This is a genomic window from Pseudomonas sp. CCC3.1, from assembly GCF_034347405.1.
Classification (GTDB): Bacteria; Pseudomonadota; Gammaproteobacteria; order Pseudomonadales; family Pseudomonadaceae; genus Aquipseudomonas.
The window spans coordinates 4,549,378-4,572,814 of record NZ_CP133778.1; the positions used below are offsets into that span (position 1 = coordinate 4,549,378).

Consider the following 23,437-nt stretch of genomic DNA (forward strand, 5'->3'; position numbering starts at 1 on the left):
CAACTGTCATGAATATCGGCCAGGCCGCCAAACACAGTGGCCTGAGCGCCAAAATGATTCGTTACTACGAGTCCATTGGCCTGCTCAAACCCGCCCACCGCAGCGACAGCGGCTACCGCCTGTACAGCGACGACGACCTGCACACGCTGGCGTTTATCAAACGCTCGCGGGACCTGGGGTTTTCATTGGAAGAGGTCGGCAAGTTGCTGACCTTATGGCAAGACCGCCAACGCGCCAGCGGCGATGTGAAAGCCCTGGCGCGCCAGCACATCGACGCACTGAATCAAAAGATTCTTGAACTGAGCAGCCTGCGCGACACCTTGCAAGTATTGGTAGAAAGCTGCCAAGGCGACCATCGCCCCGACTGCCCAATCCTCAAGGACCTGGAGTCAGGAACCTGTTGTAACCCCGTAAACCCGTAACCCCGTAGTCGCTGCCGAGGCACGAAGGCTGCGATGGGATTTGAAGCAACCTTGTGCGAAGGCCCGGCCGACCTTATCGCAGCCTACGTGCCTCGGCAGCGACTACAAGGAGTTGAAGGGTCACAGGTATGGGATCACAGCATCATCAGCAGCACTTTGCCGATCATCAACACGCTGACCACCGCACACAGCACTGCAAAGCCTTGCTGCATCCGTTTGCCCGAGACTTTCGGCGCCACAACACGTCCGATGATCATCCCGGCCAAAGTCGCGCTGATAAACAACACAGCTTCCTCAGACAGGTTAAAGCCCTGATAAACCAGATGCCCCAAGGTGCCCAGTGACACCAGCGCCACCACCATCAATGAGGTGGCGACAATCCCGTGCATCGGCACGTCGCTAAACTTTCGAAAGGCCGGCACGATCAAAAAGCCGCCGCCAACCCCCAGCAGCCCCGTCAGCAACCCCGACGCCGCGCCGATTGAAGCCAGCGTCGCGGCGCATCGGGCATCCCACTTCAGGTGCCCGGTTGAAGGATTAAGCTGGCAGTTTTTAGGGTGATCGCCCTCGTCTCCAGGGCAACCCGCTCTTGCCTGCATAAACATACGCCCCGAGACAAACACCATCACGCAGCCAAACAGCGCCATCAATGCCGCACCCGGCAACAACTTGGCCAGGTACAACCCCACCGGCGAAGCCAGCCAACCCGCCCCCGCCATCAGCCCGGCAGCCTTGTAACGCACCAGCCCTTTGCGTAATCCGTCGACTGCACCTACGCCCGCTGCAACACCGACGGCCAACAACGCCACCGGGGTCGCGTCGAGCAACGTCCAACCCAAGCCCAGCGTCAGCGCCGGGATGGCCAAAATACCGCCGCCCGCCCCGGTCAGCCCCAACAGCAATCCCACCAGCGCGCCCAAGATGATAATCAGCATGCTTGAACTCAGTCCGGCTTACAGTCAGTGAACCACTCGCGCCCTTTGAGCATGCCTTGCCAATAAAACCATGGCAGCAGCGTGGCCTTCAGGAACCACGCCGACTTGCGCGGTACAACCGGGTCCAGCGGGAACGTCGGCAGCAATTTTGCGCCATAGCCGAACTCGGCCAGAATCACTTTTCCTTTTTCCACCGTCAGCGGGCAAGAACCATAACCGTCGTAGCGCTTGGGCAACGCCGCCCCTTTGCGCAGGGCAATCAGGTTGTCGGCTACCACCACGACTTGCTTGCGGGCCGCCGCTGCCGTCTTGGCATTCGATGTGCCGCACACGTCGCCAACCGCGAAAATCTCGGGGTAACGCGGGTGTTGCAACGTTGCCGGGTCGGTTTCAAACCAGCCAGCCTTGTCTGCCAGTTCACTGCGGCGGATCACATCCGGCGCCTGTTGTGGCGGCACCACATGCAGCATGTCGAAACGTTTTTCATGGCGCGTGACCTGGCCATCAGCGCCCGTCACATCAAACCAGGCCGTCTTGCCCGGGCCATCGACCTTGACCAGATTGGACTGAAAAGCCAGTTGAGCCTTGTAAGCCTCAACGTATTTCATCAAAGGCGGGACGAAGGTCGGGACACCAAACAGCGCCGCCCCCGCCAGATTGAACTCCACCGAAATCGAATCCAGAACCCCCTGTTTGCGCCAGTGATCACACGACAGGTACATGGCTTTTTGCGGCGCACCGGCACATTTGATCGGCATGCCCGGCTGCGTAAACAGCGCTTTGCCACCGCGCAGCGAACGCACCAGTTCCCAGGTATAGGGCGCCAGGTCATGTCGGTAGTTGGACGTGACGCCATGCTTGCCCAAAGTTTCTTCCAGGCCTTCGATGGTCTCCCAGGCCAATTGCAGCCCAGGGCAAACGATCAATTGCTGATAGCCCAACTCAGTGCCATCGCTGATCAACACCACCTTGCGTTGCGGGGCAAAGGCGCAGAGCGATGCTTTGATCCACTGCGCCCCTTTGGGCATCACCTCGCCAGTGGGCCGCACCGTGTCTTTGACGTCGTAGGCACCGCCGCCCACCAACGTCCACGCGGGCTGATAGTAGTGTTCGATGCTGGGTTCGATCACCGCGATGCGCAAGGATGCGTCGCGCTTGAGCAAGCTGGCCGTTACCGAGATACCGGCCGAGCCGCCGCCAATCACGACAACGTCAAATTGGCGGACTTCACGCACACCCTGCGTCGCGGCTTCATACAGCTTTGAAGAGCGATTCCCGGTGCGGCAATACGCCAACACCGGCGTGGGCATCTGGCTCAACAATTGATGCAACTGCTGCGCTTGCTCGGAGGTCGCCCCGGTGGTTTGCACGGGCAGGTAAGCAAAGCTCAATCCCAACGCCTCGGCGGCCTGCTGCATTGACGTGTGTTCGGGTTGCTCCGGCCCGCCTTCATGGTCTGGGCGATTGCAGATCACGCTGCGAAAACCCAGCGCGGCCAACGTTTGGAGGTCTGACAGCGCGAGCTGCCCTGATACGGAAAACGTGTCGTCGATTCGCTTGATGTTTGGCTCCATTGGGCACTCCAGGCACAACAAAAATGAATGGAATAGCTGGCCCGTTACTTCTTGAGCGCTTGACCGCAATACAGACCCGACAAGGTTTGCATCACCGAAACCACTTCGAAGCTGGCGAGCGAGTAGAAAATGAATTTACCCATCCTGCGGGTATTGACCATGCCCTCATCGCGCAACACGCCAAGTTGTTGCGACAGGGTGGGCTGGCGGATCCCCGTCAGCGCTTCAAGCTCGCCGACATTACGTTCGCCTTGCGTCAGCTGGCACAGCAATAACAGCCGATCTTCATTGGCCAAGGCTTTGAGCAGGGTGCAGGCTTTGGACGCAGAATCGCGCAGAAGGCCGATCTCTTGACTGGTGAGCTGAGCAGACATGGAAGGCTCCGAGATGTAATGATCGACAGTCTACGACTCGATAATATATGTTTCAATATATTGAAACCTTTTTGATACACACGAGGCTTTCCATGCACGCCGAAATTCAAGGCTTCTACGACCCTGCCACCTCGACCGTGAGCTACGTGGTTTACGAAGCCAGCGGGGGCGAGTGCGCAATCATTGACCCGGTACTCGATTACAACGCCGCGGCCGGGCGCATCAGCACCGACAGCGCAGACAGCATCATCGATTTTGTAGAAGCCCATGGTTTGCAGGTGCAGTGGCTACTGGAGACCCACGCCCACGCCGATCACCTGTCAGCCAGCGCCTACCTCAAGCGAAAACTCGGCGGTCAGATTGGCATCGGCTCGGCGATCACCCAAGTACAAGGCGTGTTTCGCGACCTCTACAACCTTGAGCCTGGGTTCAAGCTCGACGGCTCGCAATTCGACCATTTGTTTGAACCCGATGAAGTGTTCCACATTGGCCGTCTCCAGGTGCAGGCGCTCCACGTGCCGGGCCACACGCCAGCGGACATGGCCTATCAGATCGAGAACCACAGCATTTTCGTCGGCGACACCCTGTTCATGCCGGATGTCGGCACCGCACGTTGCGATTTTCCGGGGGGCGATGCACAGCAGTTGTATCAATCGATCAAACGCCTGCTGGCCTTGCCGAACGACACGCGACTGTTCATGTGCCACGACTACCCGCCAGCCGGTCGCGAGGCCAGTTGGTCGACCACCGTTGGCGAACAGCGCGCTCGAAATATCCATGTCAACGACAGCATCCCGCTGACGGACTTTGTCGATATGCGCACCGCCCGCGACGCCACTCTGGGAGTGCCAGCACTCTTGATCCCGGCGATCCAGATCAACATCCGCGCCGGCAACCTGCCGCCAGCCGATGAAAGCGGACTGTGCAGCCTGAAAATCCCGCTGAACCGGTTTTAAAGACTGCCAAGCAGCGCCCGCACCTTCAATATTCTCCAGGCATAAAAAATCCGGCCTGAGCCGGATTTTTTATTCATCGAATCACTGCATCCAGGGTGGAGGCGGCTCTTCGGCTTTGCTCGGTGGTGCATCATCTGCCGCACGCACCGCCTGACGACGTTCTTCGTCCAGACGAGCCGCTTCAATCTCGCGAATCACTCCGCCGACATCCGCCAACTCTTCAGGCTCTTCAAACTCGCCCGTCAACACACTGGAAGGGCTCAGGGTGCCCGCTTCGTAAAGCGCCCACATTTCCTTGGCGTACTTGGTTTTCTTCAACTCCGGCGCAAAACGTCCGAAGTAGGAAGCCATGTTGCCCACGTCCCGCTCCAGCATGCTGAACGCGTGGTTGTTGCCCGCCGCGTCGACAGCCTGCGGCAGGTCGATAATCACCGGCCCTGTCGGCGTCAGCAGCACGTTGAACTCGGACAAGTCACCGTGAACCAGACCTGTGCACAACATCAGCACGATCTGCGAAATCAGGTACGCGTGGTACTCGCGCGCCTGATCCGGCTCCAGCACCACGTCATTCAGACGCGGCGCCGCATCGCCGTATTCATCGGCCACCAACTCCATCAACAGCACGCCTTCAAGGAAGTCGAACGGCTTGGGAACCCGAACACCGGCACCCGCCAAGCGAAACAGTGCGGCCACTTCGGCGTTCTGCCAGGCATCTTCGGTTTCTTTACGACCAAACTTCGAGCCCTTGGCCATCGCTCGGGCCTGACGGCTGTTGCGAACCTTGCGACCCTCCTGATATTCGGCGGCCTGGCGAAAACTTCGTTTGTTAGCCTCCTTATAAACCTTGGCGCATCGCAGCTCATTGCCGCAGCGGACCACGTAAACAGCTGCTTCTTTGCCACTCATGAGTGGGCGCAGCACCTCGTCGATCAGACCGTCTTCGATCAGGGGTTCTAAGCGTTTTGGAGTCTTCATCAGCTTTTATTGTGGGTCCTTTGTTACCAAACACGCGAATGTCACTCGTTATACGGCAATCCACTCACTACGGGGAGGGGGCGACCGTGTATGAGTCGCTTGTAGGCACGTCATGTGCCAAAAAATTCCGAATGCCATGGATGATAGTCGAGCGCTGATCGTAGAGCACCGACTAATCCCTTTGAATAAACGCGCACCCTACTAGAACGGGGCTAAAAATATGCAGGCCATTTCTGAAAATCAGCTTGTTAATGCCTGAATAACTCTCCAGGTGTGAAACCAAACATTTTTTTAAACGCCGCAATAAACGCCGACGTTGATTCATACCCGCACGACAACGCAGCCAGCGTCACACTGCCGCCCTCTTCAAGTACACGCAAAGACGAAAGCAGGCGCATGCGCTGACGCCAACTGCGAAAGCTCAAACCGGTTTCTCGATCAAATAAACGCATCAGGGTTTTTTCTGATGTGCCCAAACGTTCGGCCCACAGGCTCAGGCTCGCGTCAGCATCAGGGCTTTCGATCAATTCATTGCACAGCATCAACAACCGCGCATGCCGTGGCAATGGAAGCGAAAAACCGACCTGGTTCAGACCCGCCAGTTGATCGAGCAGCACCTGCACCAAACGCTGCTCCGGGCTCCCGCCCTCCGGGTAATCCACCGGCAAGGCACAAAAAGATTTAATCAACTCACGTGCCAGCGGTGTGACTTCCAGCACACGGCAGTGCCCGGGCGCCCACAGACAGTCTTCACGGCGCACGTACAAGCTGCGCATTTCGGCGCGCATCGAGGTCACGACTTCATGCTCCAGCCCAGCCGGGATCCAGATGCCCCACTGCGGCGGCGCGAAAAAACTGCCTTCGTCGGTGTGCACACCGAGCACACCGCTGATGGCGTAAGAAAACTGCACCCAATCATGTCGATGACGCGGCGTCCACGATCCGGCTCCCAAGCTTTCGGCGCGGGCATACAGCGGCCGAGGCAAGGTATTGAGCGCAGGAATCGCGCGTTGTGTACCACGTTGTCCGTTTGGCGGCATTGATTGACCTTATGTCGCAAGACGTGAGATAGGTCCGACGTTAGGCTAAGTCATCAATTCTTACAATGTTCTGGTGCCTGCGATGCCTATGTTCAAACACCTCAAACGATTGTTCACAGACTGGTTTCTGTGCGGCATGTTGGTGGCGACATTTCTCTCTTATGTGTTTCCGACCTTCGGCAGCACGGGCGGCGCGATGCACGCAGAAGTGGTGATCAATGTCGGCGTGTTTCTGGTGTTTTTCCTGCACGGGGTCAACCTGTCCAGCGAGCAAATCCGCCACGGCCTGAAAAACATACGCCTGCACCTGATGGTTCAAGGCTTCACCTTTATCGTGTTTCCGCTGACTTGGGTGCTCGCCAACACGCTACTGGGTGCGCACATTCCGCCCCTGCTGATGCTCGGCTTTTTCTACCTGTGCGCCCTGCCCTCAACCATTTCCTCATCGGTGGCCCTCACTGGCAGCGCAGGCGGCAACGTGCCAGCGGCGATTCTCAACGCCAGCCTGTCCAGCGTCCTGGGGATATTTTTGACGCCCTTGCTGGTGAGTTTTGTGGTGGGCAGCGGCTCGGGAGGTATCGATCTGGGCTCAACCCTGCTCGACCTGTGCGCCATGCTGTTGTTGCCGCTGGTGCTCGGGCAATTGATGCGCCCGTTGTTCGGACGCTTTTTCGCCCGCCACAAGAAATACACCAACATCTGCGACAAAGTGGTGATCTTGCTGCTGGTGTACGCCGCGTTCTGCAACTCGATGGTCTCGGGCATGTGGCAACAGCAAGGCACATCGGTCATTTTCAGTGCCTTGGCCGGTAGCGCGATATTGCTCGCTATCATTTTGTACCTGACCACCCGCACCGCCCGCGCCCTCAAGTTCAGCACCGCAGACGAGATCGCAGCCGTGTTCTGCGCCAGCAAAAAGTCACTCGCCGCGGGTGCACCGATGGCCGCACTGATCTTCGGCGCCAACCCTGGGATAGGGCTGATTCTGCTGCCGATCATGATCTACCACCCGTTGCAGCTCATCGTGTGTTCGGTGATGGCGGAAAGCTACGCCAGCCGCAACCGCCAAGAGAAAGCCGCCCAAAGCCAAGCCGTTGTGGCGGCCAATTAACGCTCAATAATCGCTGTAACGCCCTGACCGCCCGCCGCGCAGATCGAGATCAACCCTCGTCCCTGCCCGGCCGTGGCGAGCAATTTGGACAGGTTGGTCACGATCCGCCCACCCGTCGCGGCAAAGGGATGCCCAATCGCCAATGAGCTGCCTTTGACGTTCAGTTTGCTGCGATCGATGGCACCCAGCGGCGCATCCAGCCCCAGTCTTTTCTGGCAGTAATCGGCGTCTTCCCAGGCCTTCAAGGTGCACAACACCTGCGCAGCAAACGCCTCGTGAATCTCGTAGTAGTCAAAGTCTTGCAAGGTCAGGCCATTGCGTGCCAAAAGCCGTGGGACCGCATACACCGGGGCCATCAGTAAACCTTCAGCGCCATGTACGAAATCCACCGCAGCCGTTTCGCCATCTCGCCAGTAAGCCAAAATCGGCAACCCGCGCGCGTTGGCCCATTCCTCACTGCCGAGCAATACCACTGACGCGCCATCGGTCAGTGGGGTGGAGTTACCTGCCGTCAACGTGCCTTTGGCACTGCGTTCGAACACGGGCTTAAGGGCGGCGAGTTTTTCCAGTGTCAGGTCTGGGCGCAGGTTGTTGTCGCGGCTCAACCCCAGAAACGGGGTGATCAAGTCATCTTCCCAGCCAGCGTGATACGCCGCGCTCAATGCTTGGTGGCTGTGCAGGGCCAAGGCATCTTGCTCGGTGCGAGGGATGTTCCAGGTCTGCGCCATCAACTCGCAGTGCTGGCCCATCGACAGCCCGGTACGGGGCTCGCCATTGCGTGGAAACTCAGGCTTTAAAAAGCCGGGACGCAACTGAAGCAAGGTTTTGATCTTGTCCAGCGGCGCCTTGGTCCGATTCAACTGCAACAACCACCGGCGCAGCCCGTCATTCAGGCCAATCGGCACGTCCGAAGCGCTGTCGACGCCTCCGGCAATCGCGCATTCGATCTGCCCCAAGGCAATTTTATTGGCCACCAGCAGTGCCGCTTCAAGCCCGGTGCCACAGGCTTGTTGCAGGTCATAAGCTGGGGTTTGCGGCGACAAACGCGACCCCAGCACGCACTCGCGGGTGAGGCTAAAGTCTCTGGAGTCCTTGAGCACCGCACCGGCCACCACTTCGCCCATGCGCAGCCCGTGCAGGTTGTAACGCTCGATCAGGCCTTCCAGCGCCGCCGTCAACATCGCCTGATTACTGGCGGTCGCGTACGGCCCGTTGGAGCGGGCAAAGGGAATCCGGTTACCGCCAATAATGGCTACACGACGCAAACTCATAAGATGTTCCCTATTCTTTCAAGGTCTTTGATCGTTACAAGCGTAGGCCTTATCGCTGATAACGAACGACCATGAGGTATTTGTGGTCAACCCTTTGAACCCCATCTGTCGGAGAGTGTTCCATGTCAGACCGTTATATCGACTTTGCCAACTCATCCATCGGCCATCGACTGGTGGGTGCATTGGGTCTGCCGTCACCGGTACGACTGGAGCGCTGGCAAGCAGGCCGACTGCGCCCGGTAGAAGGCGCACTGTTGCTGGGCGGCGGCGCACTGGCGGCCAAGGTCGGCGGATTTGCCAGCAAACTCACCGACGCCGTTTTCGGCTACGGCCCAGGTCCCTGGGAGGCCAACCCGTGGATTCCTGGCCAGGGGCCCAAGCTCAAAGCCGTGGTGTTTGATGCCAGCGAGTTGCTGCACACCGATCAACTCAAACAATTGCGCGAGTTCTTCCAGCCGCTGCTGCGCAGCCTTGGGCCCAGCGCGCACATCGTGATCTTGGGCCGAGCGCCCGAAACCCAGCGCGATCCCTTTGCCGCCAGCGCCCAACGCGCCCTTGAAGGGTTTAGCCGCTCACTGGCCAAAGAGTTGCGCAGCGGCAGCACGTTGCAGCTGTTGTATGTCGGTGAAGGTGCCGACGATCAGCTCGAAGGTGCGCTGCGGTTTTTCCTCTCACCGAAAAGCGCGCTCATCAGTGGCCAAGTGTTGCGCCTGAGCCCTTGCGCGACGCAGGTGGCGGACTGGACACGCCCACTGGCCGGGCGCAAAGCCTTGGTCACGGGCGCGGCGCGCGGCATCGGCGCCTCGATTGCCGAGACCCTGGCCCGCGACGGCGCCGAGGTCATCCTGCTCGACGTGCCACCCGCCAAAAGTGATCTCGATGCACTCGCCGCACGCTTGGGCGGGCGCAGCATTGCACTGGATATTTGCGCCGCCGATGCGCCTGCTCAGTTGATCGAACACCTGCCCGATGGCGTCGACATTGTGGTGCACAACGCGGGCATCACCCGCGACAAAACCTTGGCCAACATGACACCCGAGTTCTGGGATGCGGTGCTCGCGGTCAATCTGAACGCGCCCCAAGTGCTGACCAAAGCCCTGCTGGACAACGGCACGCTGCGCGATAACGGCCGGGTGATTGTGCTCGCCTCCATCAGCGGTATCGCTGGCAATCGTGGCCAAACCAACTACGCGGCCAGCAAAGCCGGGCTGATCGGTCTGGCTCAAGCCTGGGCGCCGCTGCTGGGCGAGCGTGGCATCAGCATCAACGCCGTGGCACCTGGATTTATCGAAACCCAGATGACCGCGCATATCCCGTTTGCCCTGCGCGAAGCCGGGCGGCGCATGAGTTCGCTGGGCCAGGGCGGTTTGCCACAAGACGTGGCCGAAGCCGTGGCCTGGCTAAGCCAGCCGGGTTCGGGCGCCATCAGCGGGCAAGCACTGCGGGTGTGCGGCCAAAGTGTACTGGGGGCCTAAGCCATGACCGTGTATTGGCTCGACCTCGACAGCCCACCGTCTCTGCCTGCGCTGTACGCCCACGCAGCGGCCAAGCGCAAAATCACCGGCAACACCCTCCCGGACCAGGGTTTACGCTGCCAGATCGAGGTTCAAGCCGAGTCGCTGGCGGCTTTTCGGGATGTCTGCGGGTTAGCGCCAAGCCCGCTGTTGCCGCCGACATATCCCCATGTTTTAGCCTTTGGCCTGCAAATGCAGCTACTGACCGACAAGGACTTTCCCTTCCCGCTACTCGGGCTGATTCATCTGAGCAACCGGATTCGGGTCTTGCGCCCCATGGGCGGCGTGACGCAACTGCGCATCGGGGTGTTTGTGCACAACTTGCAAAAACACCCCAAGGGCGCGACGTTCGAGGTCGTGACTCAGGTCGATGACCTGCTTGGGCCACTGTGGGAAGCCGACAGTACGTTACTGTGCAAAGGCGTCGAGCTGCCGGGTGACGTGCCGCAGAGCGCGACGCCAGCCCCGATGGCGTTGACCGAACTGACTCGCTGGTACGCCCCCGCCGATATTGGCCGCCAGTACGCCAAGGTATCGGGCGACTACAACCCCATCCACCTAAGCGCCGCCAGCGCCAAGCTCTTTGGCCTGCCCAGCGCCATCGCCCACGGGCTTTGGCTCAAGGCGCGTGCGTTGGCAGCGCTGACCGCGCATTTACCGGCGGCCAATATCGAGATCAATGTGACGTTTAAAAAGCCGGTACGCCTGCCCAGTGAAGTCATTTTGCTGAGCAGTGATGCGGGCTCCAGTGGCGACTTCCAGCTCAACGGGCATGGGGACTTGGTGCATGTGGTCGGGCAGTGGGGACCCGTTGGTTAATGGATCATCTGTGGGAGCGCGAAAATTCGTAGCAGCTGCCGAGCTTGCGAGGCTGCGTCCGGCTGCGCAGCAGTCGTAAAATCAAGCACTGCGATGTATCAGTTAAATCCTGCACTTAGGGTTTACGATCGCTTCGCAATCGGACGTAGCCTCGCAAGCTCGGCAACTGCTACGAAATCGGCTTGCAGCGCACCCCAGAATCTCCCATAGGGGATATGTGCCTGTACCCAATGCCTTTCACTTGCACCAATTCTTATTCAGCCGCAAGCTTTGCTCCTTCTGGAGAACCCACCCCCGATGAACCTCGACGAACTCACTCAACGCCTGCACCGCATTCGCGATAACAACGACTGGAAACAATTTCACAGCCCGAAAAACCTGGCCATGGCGGCCAGTGTCGAAATGGCCGAGCTGGTGGAAATTTTTCAGTGGCTCAGCGAAGACCAATCACGCCAACTGCCCGCCGATAAACTGGCCCACGCCGGACAAGAAGTCGGTGACATCGTGCTGTATCTGCTGCTGTTATGCAGTGAATTGGGGCTGGACATGAATGAAGTGGTGCGCAGCAAATTGGCCGACAGTGAAAGGCGTTTCAACCAATGAGTGACCGTCACTTCGATCAACTGGCCACCCGCTTCGCCGAGAAAATCTATGGCGGCGCCAAGGGTGCCATTCGCCTGGCCGTGCTTCAGGCCGACCTTCAAGAGTCATTGCCGCAGCGCCCGTTGCGCGTGCTGGACATCGGCGCAGGTCTTGGCCATATGTCGCTGTGGCTGGCTCAGCAAGGTCACGACGTCACCCTGGCAGAACCTGCGGCGCCGATGCTCGAAGGCGCGCGTCAGCGTTTTGCCGAGGCAGGCCAGACCGGCACTTTTATTCAGGCACCGTGGCAAGAACTGCTGGGGCAACTGACCGAACCCTACGACCTGGTGCTGTGCCATGCCGTGCTGGAGTGGTTGGCCGAGCCTCACGCGATTCTGCCCGTGCTGCACCAACTGACAGCCAAAGACGGCTGGCTGTCGCTGGCGTTTTATAACCGCGACGCGCTGATCTATCGCAACCTGCTCAAAGGTCACTTCCGCAAAATGCGCAAGAACGACATGGCGGGCGAAAAACAGAGCCTCACCCCGCAACAACCGCTCGACCCGCGAGAGCTGGCGACCGCGCTTGAAGGCCTCTGGCACGTTGAAACGCAAAGCGGCGTACGGGTGTTTCACGACTACATGCCGGTGGAGTTTCAAGCCCGTGCCGAGTTGCAAGCACTGGTTGAAATGGAACTGGCCCATCGCCGCCATCCTGCGTTTGCCGGGCTGGGACGTTATCTGCATTGGGTTTGCCGCCCGGTTTAAACAACCCGTTCGAGGAGTACATGATGTATCGCCGCGTTGCCTTGCTCGTTTTAAGCCTCGGATTGGGGGCCTGCCAAAGCCCCAACCCTTACACCGCCAGTTCCTTGCCGATGCAGCCCGCCCCGGCGCAGGCGGCCAACACCCTGGACTTGAGCGCCTACCCGGCAGCGCCACGGGACTACGGCCGCTATCAAAGCTGGGCCTGGCTCAATGGCCGCCTGCCCGCAGGCTCGGCATGGGCTGACTCGGCACAAATCGCAGAAGCCGTGAGCAACGCCCTGGACCAGCGCGGGTTGCGGCCTGTACAGCCCAACCGCCCGGCAGACCTGTTGGTGAGCGCAGATTTGCACACAGAAAAACGTCTGCGCCAGGTTCAGGACGACTATGGTTATGGCGGTATGTACGGCGACCGTTATGGCCGCTATGGCAACCAGTACGGCATGTACAACAACGTACCGGTGGTGCGCACCTACGAAGTTGAAGTGATGGTGGTGCGCATCAACTTGTATGACGGAAAAACCGGTCAACCGGTCTGGAGTTCAAGTGCAGAGACCAGCAGTAAAGGCAGCCTGAGCGAACGCGGTGACGCCCTGCGCGAATCACTGAACAAGGCAGTGCAGGCTTATCCTCCCCATTAAGACTGATTGTTCAAGCGGAGAAATCATCATGTTACGGCGCATTGCATTATTGGGATTGGCCCTGCTGCTCAGTGCTTGTGAAAGCATGCAGGTTAGCCACGACTTCAACCCTGCTGTGGATTTCGCCCAGTTCCGAACCTGGGCCTGGAAAGACCCTGCCGTGCAATACCAGCCGAATAACCCGATGCTCAAAAGTGACCTGACCGAGCAACGGATTATTCAGGCTGTGAGCAGCCAACTGGACCAACGCGGCCTGCGCCCGGTGGCTGCTGGCGGCAAGCCTGACCTGTTGGTGCAAACCTACCTGATCGTTGCCAACCGCCAGGAACAAGTTGTGACTAACTACGGCTATGGCGGTCCATGGGGCGGGCCTTGGGGCGTTTACGGGGGCGGCCCATGGGGAGGTTATTGGGGCCCTGCGGCATACAACGAAACCCGCAATGTGATCTATCAGGTCGGCACCCTGCAGATCGACCTGACCGATGCCAAAGACGGCAGGCTGGTGTGGCGTGGCAGCGCTGAAAAAGTCCTCAACGACAGCCCGACACCGCAAGAACGCAGCGCGGCCATCCGCGAAGCGGTGACTAAAATCTTGAACAACTATCCACCCAAGTAAGCCATACAACTTTAGAGTAGCAACTTACTCACGAAGTATATAAACAGGATGTATTAATACTTTCGTGAGTCAGTTGTCTTTTAGACAGCGCCCTCTACCATTTATCGACTACTTTTGATTAGTTGCTCACACAACCCCTCTAAAACTGGCAACTTGCCAGCGCACTGATCACTTCTTGGCTACACTCGCTGAAACTTTGGAGCGTTAGCGCTGGGCAATGTTCCAGCATCAGGAGTGCTCGATGTCTCCCCAACTACGTGGCATGCATTTCAAGGCCCCGCAACAACAACGCGGCGCAATTGGTTTAATGGCGGCACTCACCCTCGGGATGGTGCTGCTCTTTATGTTATTGGTGGTCGACAGCGGTCGCCTGTACTTTGAGCAGCGCAAGCTGCAACGGGTGGCGGATATGGCTGCGCTCGAAGCGGTCACGCGAGGGGGCAGTTGCGCCAATGGCACCGCCACGACCTACGTCAACGCCAGCGCCACTCGCAACAACTTCGCGCCAGGCGGTGCTCAAAAAATAAGCCCCACCTGCGGCACCCTGGTGACCGGCAGTGACAACCTGCGCACCTTCAAGCTCGACGCCACACAATCCAGCGCCATCCGGGTCATCGCGACCACCACCGTTCCCACCAGCGTGGCCGGGGGCCTGTGGAACTTGCTGACAAAAAAAGGGATTGATCTCACTACCAATCTGACAGCGAGTGCAGTGGGGACTATTGGCGGGGCGCCATTGGCCATGCTGACTATTCGCAGCACACTGGCCAATATCGACAGCACTAAATCTCCGATTCTTAATGCTTTGATCGGAGGGCTTTTGGGCGGTTCATTAAACCTCAGCGCCGTGTCATGGCAAGGGCTGGCAACAACCGATATTAATTTGCTCGGTTACCTCAACCAACTCATCTCCTTGAATCCCAGTATTGGCAGCTACGACGAGTTACTCAAAACCAATATCAAACTCACTCAACTTCTGGAAGCGGCTGTTACCGTATTAAAGAAAAACGGACCAGGTGCTGATATCGCAGTGAATGCACTGGGTGCCGTCATAGATCTAGTGGCACTCACCAATGGCACACAAGTGTTAAAACTGGGCGACTTAATCAACATCAAAAACGGAACCCCAAGTGCAGGCTTGGATGCAAATCTGAAAGTATTTGATCTCTTACAAGGTCTTGTTCAGCTCTCTAACGGCAAGAGCGCCGTATCGGCTCATCTGACGATCAACCCCCTTAACCTCGTTAACATTGATGTTTACACCAAGGTCATTCAACCCCCTCAACTGTCGGCGATCGGCAACCCGGCATTAATCAAAAAGGACTACACAGGCCCTAATCAAATATCGGTTCGCACCGCGCAAGTACAGACCAGAATACAAATCGGTTTGCCCTTGCTCAATGCACTGCAGCCGCTGACCAATTTATTAACCAGCTTGGTATCCACCGTTGCAGAAATTGTAGGCAAGGTTTTACAACTTAATCTGATAGCCGCTGTTGAGTGCTTACTCAATTGCAAGTCAGTCGCCTCACTCAGCCTCTTATCCGAGATCGACATTTATATTGAGGCCGCCAGTGCCAATAGCTACGTCACGGATTACAGCTGCATCAGTGACACCTCGAAAACCCTGACCGCCCAAGCCAATACCGCATTAGCCAAAGTCAGCATTGGTGCACCTCCGAAAACAGGTACTTTTCCGCCGATAGACGTGACTACCAACAGCCTCATCATTGCCCCTGTCAACCTCATCAACATCAACATGAAAACCTGCGCACTGGCAATTCTTTGTTCAACAGGCAATGGCGATGGTGGCAGTTTTAACCTCAAAGTTCATACTGATGTGGCACCTTCCAAAAAGACTTTACTTTACGCATCACCTGATCTTCTTGGCGTCAAACAAGCCACTACTTATCAAAGCTTTGGCTCCAATGCCAATGTGCTGCAAATCTCCAATGCGTCTGGCAGCGTCATCACAACGTCTTACACCCCGCCCGCGGGTAAAACGGTCACAGGCTCCCTCCTTGAAGCCGTCTCAGGATTGATCAACACGCTCACGTCGAGCCTCATAACGGTCTTGAACGGCATTCTGGGTTCGCTGGTCAATCCAATCCTCAACACATTACTGACCGCGCTCGGTGTCAACATTGCCGTAGCAGATGTGGGCGCCAACCTCTCCTGCAACCAAGGCGGACGCCCTCAACTAATCCTTTGACAACTCCGACTGATCAACCACTGGCAACTCCACGCAAAACCGGGCCCCGTGCCCGGTATTGCTGACGCTTAACCGCCCGCCCATGTTGTCGATAATGCCGTAGCTCACGGACAACCCCAGCCCGGTGCCCAACCCAATCGGCTTGGTGGTAAAGAATGGTTCAAAGATCCGCTCCAGCAATCGCGGATCAATACCCCCCGCGTTGTCTTCGACCCACAGGCGCACGCAGTTGCCGCACGCTTGCGCGCTCAAGGTAATCCAGGGCTGGAACTCACGGTCGGTTTCACGCTTGCTCATCAGGGCATCACGGGCGTTGACCAGCAAGTTGATCAGCACTTGTTCCAACTGGTCGGCGTGGCCGCGAACCAGCAAGGTGCTCTCCAGACTTTCACTGCGCAACTCCACACCTTTGCCCCGCAAGCCTTCGCCGAGCAAGGCCAGCGTCCCTTCCAGCGCTTGCACCGGGTTGAACACTTGCTGCTCGACCTCAGAACGGCGGCCGAACACCCGCATATGGTCGACCACCCGCGCCGCACGCTGGATTTGCGCGTCTATGCGGGCGAGTTTGTCTTGCAGGTAATCAACCTGTACATCGCCGTTGCTCAGGCGCTTGAGCACATTGACGATGGCCATGCGCATCACGTTCAGCGGCTGATTGATCTCATGGGCAAGGCCGGTGGCCATTTCACCCAGGGTGGCCATTTTGGCGCTGTGGGTCAGTTGCTGTTGCGAGCGACGCACCTCGGTGTTGTCTCGGCCCACGGCCTGGATTTCCAACAGCGTGCCCTCGGCGTCAAATACGCCGCGATCCGACCACACCCACCAGGCGTATTCACGCCCCGGCAGTTGCAAGCTGATTTCGGCCGTACTGACCGGGTTTTCCGGGCTTAACTTTGAGATGCGCTGCACAAACGCTTCGCGCTGCTCGGCCGAGAGCCAACTGCCCAGGTTGATCCCCGCCAGTTGTTCGGTGGTGCATTCCAGGTAGTGGGCCAGCGGCTGGTTACCGAAGGTCAGGGTCAAATCCGGCTGGTAACGACAAATCATTGCCGGGGAATCTTCGACCAGAATCCGGTAGCGCTCTTCACTGCGCTTGACCCGTTCAGCCGTCTCGGTGGCTTCGGTGACGTCCAGCCACAGCCCGACGGCTTCAACCGGCAATCCCACGTCATCGCGCAATAATTTGGCTTCATCCAGCAGCCAGTGATAATTGCCGCCTCGATCACGCAGGCGATAGCGACTGCGGGCGCTGCCATTTCGCAGCAGTTGGCGGGTGCGCTCAAAATACTGTTCGCGGTCGTCGGGGTGAATCCACTCGATCAGCTCGGCCCCCGTGCTCTCGGCCAACGTCCAGCCGAGCAATGGCTGCAAGCTGTCGCTGAAGAACTCAGGCAGCAACGCGCCTTCTTCATACCGCTGCACATAGATCACCGCTGGTGAGCTGGCGATTAAATTGTTCAGCCGGGCGTGTGCGGCGTCGGCCTGTAGCTGCTGATGTTTGATGTCGCTGACATCCAGCATGAAACCCACAATGCGCCGCTCCGGGCCGGTACCCAGCACTTGGCCCTGAACCCGGTACCACGGCGCTGTCTGGGCACTCTGCGGCTGATGCAGTCGCGCACAGAACAATAACGTGGTGCCGTGTTCCAGCAACTCATTGAAACGGTAGTTCAGTTCGTCACGATCAACAGGATGAAACAGCGCCAGCCAGGCATCACGTGTCAGCGGCTCCTGTGTCGACAGCAAGCTCGCACCCAGCTGCGGAGCCAACTGCACCTGCTGAAGGCTCGTGGACCATTCCCACCAGCCGGTCCCCAGTAGTTCTTGCAGGGCGTGCGTGCGCACTTGTTGCTGCTGGTGTTGCTGCTCACGCAAGCGGTCCAGCAGCGGCCCGGCCAAACCCGCGCACACTTGCAGCCAGTCGCTCGCACTCATCTGCGGGCCATGCAACGACGCCGGGTAAAACCCCAGCAGCAGCCAGGCCGACAACCCTTGTTGATCGTAATACGGCACCAGCACACCGTCGGCATTGCCAAACAGGTCGTTGAGCCGCGGGTTGCCGTCACGCTCAACCCGCTGGGGAGACGAGCCGGTAAGCGGGTCGAACAAACCGCCCAGCATTTGCCCTGCCGTCCAAAGCTTTGGAGCATCAAACGCGTGATACGCGCTGTACAGGTACCAGCCGGGCTGAGACTCATCGCGCAGGGCCAGCGCCATGCAAGGCACGCGTCCATGCTGGGCCACGTTTTGCAGCGCTTCATCTGCCACTTCAGACAACCGCGTGAAACCGCATTGGCGCAGTTGCTCGCCCACCCGCAGGGTTAATTGCGTGCATTGCTCTCGGCTGCGGGCCTGCTGGCTGCCGAGCCTTAAATCGCTGATGTCCAGCAGTTGCAAGAGCCAGCCGTCTGCCTGCGGCTGGACCCAGCCACGGGTGTGTACCACCCGCAGGCCCACGCATTGAAAATCGAGATCAAGGCTTTGCCCGACCCAATCTGCCGGTACCCCTTCAAGCGCCATTGTGCTGCCCGGCACCATGTAATCGAGCAACAGGCGTGGCGCTCCATGACCCTGGCCCCGCGCCAGGCCATAACGTTGCAGGCCGTGGGTTTCCAATACGCGCCCTTGATGATCAAGGACCAACTGAATACCCGCTTCGGAACGGGCCAGCGGCTCAGAAAACGCAGGCACGCGTTCGTTGGACCGCCCCAGTAACCGCTCAAATACCCCGTCATCGCGATTCAAAGTTGCAGACTCGACTGGGCCTGTAAATCATCCGGCAAACTGGGCACCGTGATACCCGGCAGCTTGAGCACCGGCATGATATTGCTCAATGCCGTAGACGGAAGCTTGACCGTCACCTTCAGAATTTTGTTGTTGAGGTCATACTCCGCTTTTTTCTGGATCGAGTCTCGCACCGCAGACGGCACCCAGGTCAGCTTGTCCGTCAACACGTCAGTCGCCACCTTTTCCACCGCCTCTTTGTAAGCCTTGTCCGTTAGCGACGTCGGATCAACAGCCACGCTGCGCCGCACGGCCTCAGCCGTCGAGTTGTTGAATGACTGCATCAGCAGCAACGGCAAGCTGTAGCTGACAACGCCGTAGAGAACTGCGAAAAAGATCACAAATACCAACGCGAACTCAATCGCGACGGCACCTTTTTGCTTCTGAGGAAGGCCTGTTTTCATGACTGCGTCTACCCTGCCAATCGACCGTAATATCATCATAGAATCATTCGTAAAAAAGGGATGCTTAATACGTGATTCACTTTCTTGTTGTGTTCATTTGGTTCATCGCCTGCGCCACCCAAGACCTCATCCAGCGCCAGATCGCCAACAGCCTGACCTTTGGCGCAGCGGCACTGGCGCTGCTGTACATGCTCTGGACCGGCCACACCTGGCTCGGCGCCAGTGCAGGCGAAGGGGGCTGGGCGCTGTTGATCGCATTAGTCCTGACCCTGCCCGGCTATGCCTTGAACAAACTGGGCGCGGGCGATGTAAAACTGTTGATTGCCCTGGCGCTTGCAACCGATCGTCAGATGCTGCTGGGCACCTTTATCGGCGCGGGTCTTGGTGCCGGACTGTGGTACTGGCTGGCGCCAAAATTTCGGTCTTTGCTGAATCAACGGCTTAACCCTCACGGCATGGAACCTACCCTGCAAACGTCAAAAAAATTGCCTTTTGCACCTTTTCTACTCTTTGGCTTCACTGTGACGACTTTGTGTATACCCTAGTCAGAACGTAGGACTTATTTGATGTACAGCGTGGGAAACTACGTCTATGTTTTAAAACCCCCCCCCATTCAAAAGAATGGTCAAGGACGCCCAATATTTGGCTTGCCAGGCATGGAGTAACGCGTGAACAAGCTCACCTCTCTAATAAAAGTACTAGTGGTCGACGACCAACCTTTGATCGTCGAAGAACTCAGCGAATTTCTGGAAAGCAGCGGTTACCGCTGTGTGCCTTGCGTTTCCAGCCGTGAAGCAATTGCGGCTTTCGTCGCCGATCCCGAGATCAGTCTGGTGTTGTGTGACCTGCACATGCCCGACATGAACGGTATCGAGTTGACTCAGCACCTGCAGAAAATTGCCGGTAAACGCCGATTGTTTGAAAGCATCCTGCTGACCGGCCGAGCCGATAAACAGGACGTGATCAAAGCCTTGCGCATCGGTATTGCCGACTACTATCAAAAGCCGGTCGACCTGGACGAGTTGCTTGAGGGCATCAAACGTCAGGACGCGGTTTTGCAGGAGCGTAAAAAAACTGAACATCTGGGCCACCTGAATCAGAAAATGCAGTTTTTAGCCGCATCGATCGACGGCCTTTATCACGACATGGAGTCCGTGATGCGCCCCGCGCAAACCGTGCCTTCCCCACCCCCTGAACAGGCTCAAGTCGAAGGTCAGGTCCCTCCCATATTCAAACAGCTGTCACCGCGCCAACTGGATGTCGCCAAGCTCGTGGGCAAAGGCCAGACCAACTACCAGATCGCCTGTGACCTGGGCATTACCGAGAACACGGTCAAGCTCTACGTGTCGCAAGTGCTGCGTCTGACCCACATGAATAACCGCACCCAACTGGCCCTGGCGTTGTCTCCTAGCGCCGCTAGCCAGCAGCATCGGCAAACCGCGCACTAGCGCTTGAGCCACGCTCCGAGAGCCTGTTGGAGCGTGGCTAGCCGCAGCCCAAAAACCTCTGTAGCAGCTGCCGAGCTTCGCGAGGTTGCGTGCGATTGCGAAACGATCGTAAATGCTGAATACCTGATCCTCCTGAAAGATCGCGATAGCCGTTTTTACGACGACTACGTCGCCGGACGTAGCCTGCGGCAACTGCTACGAATGTGCTTAAGCCACTCCTGCGACCTTACTCCTGCTTGGCCTTACCGCCTTCACTCTGCTTGTAGTACTCAGGTATCGGATGCGTGTAGCTGTCCAGCCAGCGTTGCAGGCTGCGCTCGCGTTCTGCCGGGGTCGCCGTCTGGGTCACCGCAGACTTCGCCTGCCCATTGATCTGAAGCTGCAACCAGCGTTCGGTTTCCTGCTGCGACTGAGCCGCCGGCCCCGGCTGAATGGCCAGGGCACTCAATGGCAATACCGCCAGCAGCACGCCCACGTGAATAGACACTTTCATGACACACCTCCACTGCATTATTTGATCGCAGCAACCTGGTTGCTGGCAGGCCGGGCCTGGGTTTTAAGGGCTTGTGCTCTTGCCTGTGCATCACCTACCTGCTCAGGCGTCAACCCGGCACGCGTCACCAGTTCTGAGGCCTGTTTCCACTGGTCCTGATAAATCAGCAACGTCACCAGATTCAGCGCTGCCAACGAGTCTGTCTGCTTGAGCTCCAAAGCGGTCAAGAACTCAAAACGTGCTTCGTCGAGGCGCAGTTGATTGAGGTACACCACCCCCAGGTCATTGCGGATCTTGTCATCGGTGGGTGCGGCCTGCGCCGCCCGCTCAAGGTAGGTCACGGCCAACGTGTTATCCCCTCGCCCTGCAGCCAGTTGGCCCAGACCATGATCACCTTCTGCGCTCAAACAGGTCCCCAACAGTCCGCGATACAACGGTCCGGCTTCCGGGCGCCCTAACTGGCGATAAATCCGCGCCTTGCGCAACTGCACTTGGGCATAACGCTCCGGCAGGCTTTGCAGGTTGGCCAGGCTGGCGTGCAACTTGCCTTCCTTGGCCATGTCGTCTGCCAGGTTCATCGACAGCTCCTGATCGCCACTCAACTTGGCGCAACTGCCTTCGGTCATGGACAGCCACGGCGGATTGCTCTGGCCTCCGGTCGCGCACCCGCCCAACAGCAACAACACACAGACGGCGATGATGGCTTTCATAGACAGACTCCAGATCAAGAAGTAAACGCGCGTGAGATAGCGACAAAGCTCGGCCCGGCCAAAACGATCATGAGCGCCGGGAACAGAAACGCCATCATCACTACCGACATCTTCGCGGACATTTTGGAGATGTATTCCTCCATACGGGTCATGCGCCGGTCATCGAGAAGCTCTTTAAGGGTCTGCAACGACTTCATCGCGCCACCCCCCTGTTGAATCAATTGCTGAAGAATCACGCAGGTGTCATTGAACTCATCCACTTCCAGCATGCTCGCGGTTTTGCTCAGTTCCTGGCTCAACTCCAACCCTGAGTCGACCCGGGACAGAATCAGCCGTAACTCGCCAGTGAGCACCGGCAGCAACTGCCGCCCCTCCGTGCTCAGCACCCGCAGTGCCTGCTCAACGGCCATGCCTGACTCAAACAAAATGCGTAGCAAAGGGATGAAGGTCGACACTTCTATCGCCACTTCTTCCTGCCGCTTTTTTGCGACGTAAGCCAGCATTCGCTTGGGTATCAGATAGCCCACAGCCAAAGCGCACAGCAGCACAACCAGCAGGTTGCCCGAGCGCGGAAAGAACAACTCGTGCCCTAAAAACACCAGCCCGGCGAACGCGACCGGCGTGCCGACCTGAAACGCGGCAAACAACGAGCGTTGGCTCGCGTTACGCCAACCCACACGGTTAAGCAGTGTCTGGGTTTCGGTGTCCAGCGAAACGGAGCGCTGTCCAAATTTGCTGTCACCCAGCGCTCGCATCCAGAGACGCAGTTTGCTCGGCCCGGTTTTGTCACCGTCCAGGCGTTGTATCACCCGCTGCTGGCGCATACGGTCCTGGACCATGTTGTTGATCAGCAATCCCAGCACGCCGAGCAGCAGCGCTGCGCAAATTACATAGGCCATGTCATACGCTCCGCACCATGCGCCACAGCGCAAAACTACCCAATAGTTGCATGCCAAGTGCTATCAGCAACATGTGCTGACCGCCCGGGTCATGCCACATTTTGAGCATGTAGCCCGGGTTGGTGAGCATGAAATAGCCCACCACCAACACCGGCAACAGGCCCAACACCCACGCCGTTACACGGGTTTCACCCGTCATGGCTTTCAGCTTGCGGGCACCTTGTTCGCGCTCACGAATCAGGACCATCAGATTGGTCAGCAGCTCACTGGCATTGCCGCCATAACGATGGTTAACCTTAAGTCCCAGGGCGAACATGCGAAATTCGTCGCGCTCATACAGCTCAGCAAAATCTTGTACCGCCTCAGGCAAGCTCACCCCTAGCTGCACGTTGCGCGACACGCGGCTGATACTGCTTTTGAGCGGTTCATTGGCCGCGTCGATGGCAGTCAACACGGCATCGGACAAGGTGCGGCCAGCCTTCAAACTGCGCACGCAGTGATCAAGCAATTGTGGCAGTTGCGACACCATGCGCCGCACCCGGCGGTGGTAGCGCCAGCTGACAAACAATTTCAGTACCACGGGCGGCAATACCACAAACGCAAGCAAGAACACCCAGCCACCGAGCAGTCCCGCCAGCAGCGCAACCCCCAGCCAAATGCTCAACCACAACCCCAGGCGCTCCGAAGGACGGGCCAGCCCGGCCTGTAAAAACGCCCGGTCCAGCCATGCGATACCTGGCGCTTTTTCTACCGTTTGCGGCAAGCCTTCGCTCAAGCGGTCCAGCACCCGATTGGTCGCCGGGTCACGCAGCGTGCGATAGGCCAGGTTCATCGACATCCCGAACATCAACACACTGATCGTAAAAAGCACTAAGGAGGGAGTCATGTTCAGC

General features: G+C 58.1%; 24 protein-coding genes. 12 read left to right on the forward strand and 12 right to left on the reverse strand.

Going from position 1 to position 23,437, the window contains the following annotated elements:
• The first annotated feature begins 8 nt into the window (after positions 1-8).
• On the forward strand, positions 9-422 hold the full coding sequence (gene cueR, locus RHM56_RS19950) for a Cu(I)-responsive transcriptional regulator (protein ID WP_322235278.1): 414 nt from the start codon (positions 9-11) through the stop codon (positions 420-422).
• A 134-nt stretch (positions 423-556) separates the two neighbouring features.
• Here cueR and RHM56_RS19955 read toward each other — a convergent pair whose 3' ends face one another.
• From RHM56_RS19955 to RHM56_RS19965, 3 genes are read right to left on the reverse strand one after another with little or no spacing between them, the layout of a single operon-like run.
• Complete coding sequence (locus RHM56_RS19955) at positions 557-1,357, reverse strand: sulfite exporter TauE/SafE family protein (RefSeq protein ID WP_322235281.1); 801 nt, start codon at positions 1,355-1,357, stop codon at positions 557-559.
• Positions 1,358-1,365: 8 nt separating this feature from the next.
• Positions 1,366-2,931: a TIGR01244 family sulfur transferase gene (locus RHM56_RS19960; protein ID WP_322235284.1), complete on the reverse strand. Its 1,566-nt coding sequence runs from the start codon at positions 2,929-2,931 to the stop codon at positions 1,366-1,368.
• 44 nt (positions 2,932-2,975) lie between these two features.
• Complete coding sequence (locus RHM56_RS19965) at positions 2,976-3,305, reverse strand: metalloregulator ArsR/SmtB family transcription factor (protein WP_322235287.1); 330 nt, start codon at positions 3,303-3,305, stop codon at positions 2,976-2,978.
• A 92-nt stretch (positions 3,306-3,397) separates the two neighbouring features.
• Here RHM56_RS19965 and RHM56_RS19970 point away from each other — a divergent pair, with 92 nt between their 5' ends.
• Positions 3,398-4,261: an MBL fold metallo-hydrolase gene (locus RHM56_RS19970; protein ID WP_322235290.1), complete on the forward strand. Its 864-nt coding sequence runs from the start codon at positions 3,398-3,400 to the stop codon at positions 4,259-4,261.
• An 81-nt stretch (positions 4,262-4,342) separates the two neighbouring features.
• On the opposite strand, the gene RHM56_RS19975 is transcribed toward RHM56_RS19970, so the two are convergent.
• Positions 4,343-5,236 carry a PA4780 family RIO1-like protein kinase gene (locus RHM56_RS19975; RefSeq protein WP_019408749.1) on the reverse strand — a complete coding sequence of 298 codons (894 nt, stop codon included), beginning with the start codon at positions 5,234-5,236 and terminating at the stop codon, positions 4,343-4,345.
• Between the two features lie 248 nt (positions 5,237-5,484).
• A complete protein-coding gene (locus RHM56_RS19980) occupies positions 5,485-6,276 on the reverse strand; it encodes a helix-turn-helix transcriptional regulator (protein ID WP_322235293.1) in 792 nt (263 codons plus the stop codon).
• 82 nt (positions 6,277-6,358) lie between these two features.
• On the opposite strand from RHM56_RS19980, the gene RHM56_RS19985 reads away from it, so the two are divergent.
• A complete protein-coding gene (locus tag RHM56_RS19985) occupies positions 6,359-7,387 on the forward strand; it encodes a bile acid:sodium symporter family protein (RefSeq protein WP_322235296.1) in 1,029 nt (342 codons plus the stop codon).
• Here the strand turns inward: RHM56_RS19985 and RHM56_RS19990 are convergent.
• Positions 7,384-8,658: an acetyl-CoA C-acetyltransferase gene (locus RHM56_RS19990; RefSeq protein ID WP_322235298.1), complete on the reverse strand. Its 1,275-nt coding sequence runs from the start codon at positions 8,656-8,658 to the stop codon at positions 7,384-7,386. The genes RHM56_RS19985 and RHM56_RS19990 overlap by 4 nt on opposite strands.
• A gap of 122 nt (positions 8,659-8,780) precedes the next feature.
• On the opposite strand from RHM56_RS19990, the gene RHM56_RS19995 reads away from it, so the two are divergent.
• From RHM56_RS19995 to RHM56_RS20025, 7 genes are all read left to right on the forward strand, one after another.
• Positions 8,781-10,133: a 3-oxoacyl-ACP reductase gene (locus RHM56_RS19995; RefSeq protein ID WP_322235300.1), complete on the forward strand. Its 1,353-nt coding sequence runs from the start codon at positions 8,781-8,783 to the stop codon at positions 10,131-10,133.
• Positions 10,134-10,136: 3 nt separating this feature from the next.
• Positions 10,137-10,991, forward strand: coding sequence for a MaoC family dehydratase (locus RHM56_RS20000; RefSeq protein ID WP_322235303.1), 855 nt, complete (start codon positions 10,137-10,139; stop codon positions 10,989-10,991).
• 297 nt (positions 10,992-11,288) lie between these two features.
• Positions 11,289-11,594 (forward strand): MazG-like family protein, encoded by a 306-nt coding sequence (locus tag RHM56_RS20005; protein ID WP_322235305.1) that lies wholly within the window; start codon positions 11,289-11,291, stop codon positions 11,592-11,594.
• Positions 11,591-12,340, forward strand: a complete 750-nt coding sequence (locus RHM56_RS20010; RefSeq protein WP_322235307.1) for a methyltransferase domain-containing protein — start codon at positions 11,591-11,593, stop codon at positions 12,338-12,340. The genes RHM56_RS20005 and RHM56_RS20010 overlap by 4 nt, the downstream gene beginning before the upstream one ends.
• A 23-nt stretch (positions 12,341-12,363) precedes the next feature.
• Positions 12,364-12,978 (forward strand): DUF4136 domain-containing protein, encoded by a 615-nt coding sequence (locus tag RHM56_RS20015; RefSeq protein WP_322241820.1) that lies wholly within the window; start codon positions 12,364-12,366, stop codon positions 12,976-12,978.
• A 28-nt stretch (positions 12,979-13,006) separates the two neighbouring features.
• A complete protein-coding gene (locus RHM56_RS20020; protein ID WP_322235310.1) occupies positions 13,007-13,594 on the forward strand; it encodes a DUF4136 domain-containing protein in 588 nt (195 codons plus the stop codon).
• Positions 13,595-13,835: 241 nt separating this feature from the next.
• Positions 13,836-15,806 (forward strand): pilus assembly protein TadG-related protein, encoded by a 1,971-nt coding sequence (locus RHM56_RS20025; protein WP_322235312.1) that lies wholly within the window; start codon positions 13,836-13,838, stop codon positions 15,804-15,806.
• Here the strand turns inward: RHM56_RS20025 and RHM56_RS20030 are convergent.
• Both RHM56_RS20030 and RHM56_RS20035 read right to left on the reverse strand, forming a co-directional pair.
• A complete protein-coding gene (locus RHM56_RS20030; RefSeq protein ID WP_322235315.1) occupies positions 15,795-18,551 on the reverse strand; it encodes a PAS domain-containing sensor histidine kinase in 2,757 nt (918 codons plus the stop codon). The two genes, RHM56_RS20025 and RHM56_RS20030, sit on opposite strands and share 12 nt — an antisense overlap.
• A complete protein-coding gene (locus RHM56_RS20035) occupies positions 18,548-18,994 on the reverse strand; it encodes a TadE/TadG family type IV pilus assembly protein (RefSeq protein ID WP_322235318.1) in 447 nt (148 codons plus the stop codon). The genes RHM56_RS20030 and RHM56_RS20035 overlap by 4 nt, the downstream gene beginning before the upstream one ends.
• Positions 18,995-19,065: 71 nt before the next feature.
• Here RHM56_RS20035 and RHM56_RS20040 point away from each other — a divergent pair, with 71 nt between their 5' ends.
• Together RHM56_RS20040 and RHM56_RS20045 are read left to right on the forward strand one after the other, a co-directional pair.
• Positions 19,066-19,539, forward strand: a complete 474-nt coding sequence (locus tag RHM56_RS20040) for a prepilin peptidase (RefSeq protein ID WP_322235321.1) — start codon at positions 19,066-19,068, stop codon at positions 19,537-19,539.
• Between the two features lie 123 nt (positions 19,540-19,662).
• Entirely contained in the window at positions 19,663-20,442 is a 780-nt protein-coding gene (locus tag RHM56_RS20045; protein WP_322235324.1) for a response regulator transcription factor, read from the forward strand.
• A 226-nt stretch (positions 20,443-20,668) separates the two neighbouring features.
• Here RHM56_RS20045 and RHM56_RS20050 read toward each other — a convergent pair whose 3' ends face one another.
• Genes RHM56_RS20050 through RHM56_RS20065 form a run of 4 tightly spaced genes read right to left on the reverse strand, consistent with a single transcriptional unit; the run spans position 20,669 to position 23,430 of the window.
• Complete coding sequence (locus RHM56_RS20050; RefSeq protein ID WP_322235327.1) at positions 20,669-20,935, reverse strand: DUF3613 domain-containing protein; 267 nt, start codon at positions 20,933-20,935, stop codon at positions 20,669-20,671.
• A 17-nt stretch (positions 20,936-20,952) separates the two neighbouring features.
• Positions 20,953-21,645: a tetratricopeptide repeat protein gene (locus RHM56_RS20055; protein WP_322235329.1), complete on the reverse strand. Its 693-nt coding sequence runs from the start codon at positions 21,643-21,645 to the stop codon at positions 20,953-20,955.
• Between the two features lie 14 nt (positions 21,646-21,659).
• Positions 21,660-22,544, reverse strand: coding sequence for a type II secretion system F family protein (locus RHM56_RS20060; protein ID WP_322235332.1), 885 nt, complete (start codon positions 22,542-22,544; stop codon positions 21,660-21,662).
• A gap of 1 nt (position 22,545) precedes the next feature.
• The gene (locus RHM56_RS20065) at positions 22,546-23,430 is read right to left on the reverse strand and encodes a type II secretion system F family protein (protein WP_322235334.1); all 885 of its coding nucleotides are present in this window, start codon (positions 23,428-23,430) and stop codon (positions 22,546-22,548) included.
• Between the last annotated feature and the right edge of the window lie 7 nt (positions 23,431-23,437).